The following is a 3,031-nucleotide window of genomic DNA, read 5'->3' as shown; positions in this document are numbered from 1 at the left end:
TTCTTCCTTCTTCCTTCTTCCTTCTTCCTTCTTCCCTCTTCCTTGTTTCTACCATTTGTAATAAACATTTATCACGCTTGATCTTATTTATAACTGATTGTTGGAACATGATAAGTAGGCACGTCTAATTAGAGTTTGCTGATTAAAGATAAAAGCCTTTATCTGTAAATTTTTCAACCTTTTCAGGTCTGGAAAAAGTACAAGGTTTTTGTTCTTGGGAGCTGCAAAAATTTAGGATTTTGGGTTGACGCGAGGTAGAAAAATCAAGGGATAATTCTTGTTCCTACTACCTCTAAATTCCCCATTCCTCCTGACTCCTGACTCCTGACTCCTGACTCCTCCCTCACCCATAATACTTTTTCAGCAAGCCCTAATTAAACGTTAAAAAAATTGTAGGGGTGGGTTATAAGAAAGCCTTGATATTTCCGATTTAGTCTATTAAAGCCACCCTACACTTGTTGCATTTATTTATGCTTACCTACTTATAAGAAGTCAAAAGTAAATTTGAAATAATCTCAGCAGGGTTTAAGTTTTATATTCCCTGTTGCCTCTGTTATAGTTTAAACAGCTAAAAATTTAGAGATTTAATCAAAAAAAATGGGGAATATTTGTATTATTGGACCCACTGGTGCAGGCAAAACAACTTATTTGGCAGGATTGGCTTATTGGCCGGAAAAAACTAATCCCAATTTTCAAATTACAGCTATTACTAATGATGCTAAAAATTTAGCTAATAAAGCTGAAACTATTATTCTAAATGGTGCCTCTTTAGAACCTACAATTATTGATGGAGTTAAAATTAAAAGTTTCTACGATTTACCTCTGTATTCTTTTCACATAGAAATCAAACATTGGTGGCAACGAAAACCAGAAGAAATTAACTTGGTAGTTCGAGATTATCCAGGGGAAATTTTTAATGAATTACAAGGTGGAATTTCTAATCCTTTACATCAAGAATTTCTTGATGAATGTCTGATTAAAGATAATCTTGGTTGTCTAATTTTACTTCATAAATGGGAGCCAGGAAGTGACATATTTTATAGTAACGTAATGGAAAGATTTATTGACTTAATAGATGAAAGCAATCGCACTCAAGATTTACGCCTAGCTATAGCAATGAGTAAATGTGAAAGAGGAGAAATATGGCCTGGTCGTCTTGACCCAGAATTAGATATATTTAAAGTTCATTTACCCAGAACAACAAATATTTTAAAAAGGCGTATTCCTCAACAAAATTTACGGTTTTATGCTATATCTACTTTTGGTGTTTTACATCGAAATGATCCTCGACCAAATCGTACAGATGAATTAGGCAGTCCCCACTCTATTTTGCGGGAACCTTTGAAATGGAAACCTCATGGAATTGTTTCTCCTTTATATTGGTTAGTTCATTAATTAAAAAGCGGTCAGCGGTCAGCGGTCAGCAATCAGCAGTAAACGTTTAGGAGGGGATTTCAACCCCTCCTAAACTTTCCGGTTTATAGAAACCGGGGATTTAAACAATCGCTCAAAAAGCTGTTAACGCAGTTCCTCCCCAGGAGGCTAGCTGTTTGCGTTAGCGCAGCTCCTCTGCAAGAGGCAGCATTCCGNTAATTGATAATTGATAATTGATAATTACCTCTCCCTTTTAAGGAGAGGATTGACTAAAAGGAAACAATTTATTTTTTTCCCCTTGAAAGGGTCGGCTAATCATGCTGAATTATTTAATTATTTAATTATTAATTATTCTGTCAATTCAAAGTCAAAAGTTAAAAGTAATAGCAACTTAAAAGTTAAACATAAAAAGTTAAAAGTCAAAAGTTAAAAGTTAGAGCAACCTTAATAGAAATTGTTTCGGTTGAAAGACAAGGCTTGATTTTTTGCGCTAAAGATTAATCCCAAGCGTGAAAAAATAATTCTATACTTAGGTGCAACTTAAATTATTTTAAATTATTAAGTAATTAACATAGGGGAATGCCCTTTTTGATAATTAGTACCACAGTAGCGTGTTAATTATTCTGATGTTGACTACTTCCGTAGGGAGGTTGCACAGGCAAAAATTCGTTTTCCGTTCCGGAATGCTCCGCTTTCCATGTCGCGCAGCAAAACGTCCATACCTACTCCCCCACTCAAGAAAAGGATACAGAAAGAATGTTGAAATCTATATTGAAGCCGAGAATTAATCACAATTTAAAAGAAGAAAATCACTCTGGAGTTTTACGAGTAATAGGCGATCGTGCTGCTGGCAAAACTACTTATATGGCTGCTTTAGCTAGGTGGCCAAATGTAGATTTTTCTAGTCCGGTTGAGTTAGTTATCTCAGCAAATAAAGATGGAGAATATTTAATTAAGCAGGCGCAAAATGTGATAGAAAAAGGGTTACAAATTGAACCAACTCGTTTAGCTAATGATGTGTTGGAAGTTAAGGATTATAGTTTGAGAATTGTTCTCAAAAAATCAGATAATTTTAGTCTATCAAATACTGTTTTAAATTTGGATATTAACTGCAAAGATTATTCGGGAGAATTTTTCAGTGATGTACTTCAGGAAACAGATTGTCAGTTACTCCGAGACTACTTAAATGATTGTTTTCCGGCTACAGGAATTATGTTAATGATTGACGGTACAACTCATCGGAAAGATTTAGAATATGCGAGAGGAATTGATAAACTTTTAGTAGCATTGGCAGGGCGGGATATTTTGGGTCAAAAACGACGAATTGCTTTGGTATTAACTAAGTGTGAATTAGCAGATTTATGGGGAAATAGACACAGACCAAAATTTTTGGTAGAAGCACGGTTTCCTATTATTTTTAAAAGGTTAGAATCTTGGCAAGATTTGGGAATGGGAAATGTGGAATATTTTACAACTTCTGCTTTTGGTGTGACTGGAAATAAATATTTTAAACCAAATTCTCAGCAAATTTATCGCGGTCGTGGTGGGGTAGCATCTGTATTGGAAGACTCGAAAAGATGGAGACCTTTTGGTTTAGTTTCTCCTATATATTGGATTTGTACAGGTGAGCGGAATTTCGAGTTAGATAAATATTAGT

At 34.9% G+C, this 3,031-nt stretch carries 2 protein-coding genes; both read left to right on the top strand.

What is annotated here, in order from left to right; genetic code table 11:
* Window positions 1-597: 597 nt before the first annotated feature.
* Complete coding sequence (locus AFK68_RS04030; protein WP_094671693.1) at window positions 598-1,395, top strand: hypothetical protein; 798 nt, start codon at window positions 598-600, stop codon at window positions 1,393-1,395.
* 735 nt (window positions 1,396-2,130) lie between these two features.
* Window positions 2,131-3,030, top strand: coding sequence for a hypothetical protein (locus AFK68_RS04025; RefSeq protein WP_094671692.1), 900 nt, complete (start codon window positions 2,131-2,133; stop codon window positions 3,028-3,030).
* The last annotated feature ends 1 nt before the right edge of the window (window position 3,031 follow it).

Source organism: Hydrocoleum sp. CS-953, assembly GCF_002260545.1.
Classification (GTDB): domain Bacteria; phylum Cyanobacteriota; class Cyanobacteriia; order Cyanobacteriales; family Microcoleaceae; genus Trichodesmium.
This window is presented reverse-complemented; position numbering and strand designations above follow the sequence as displayed.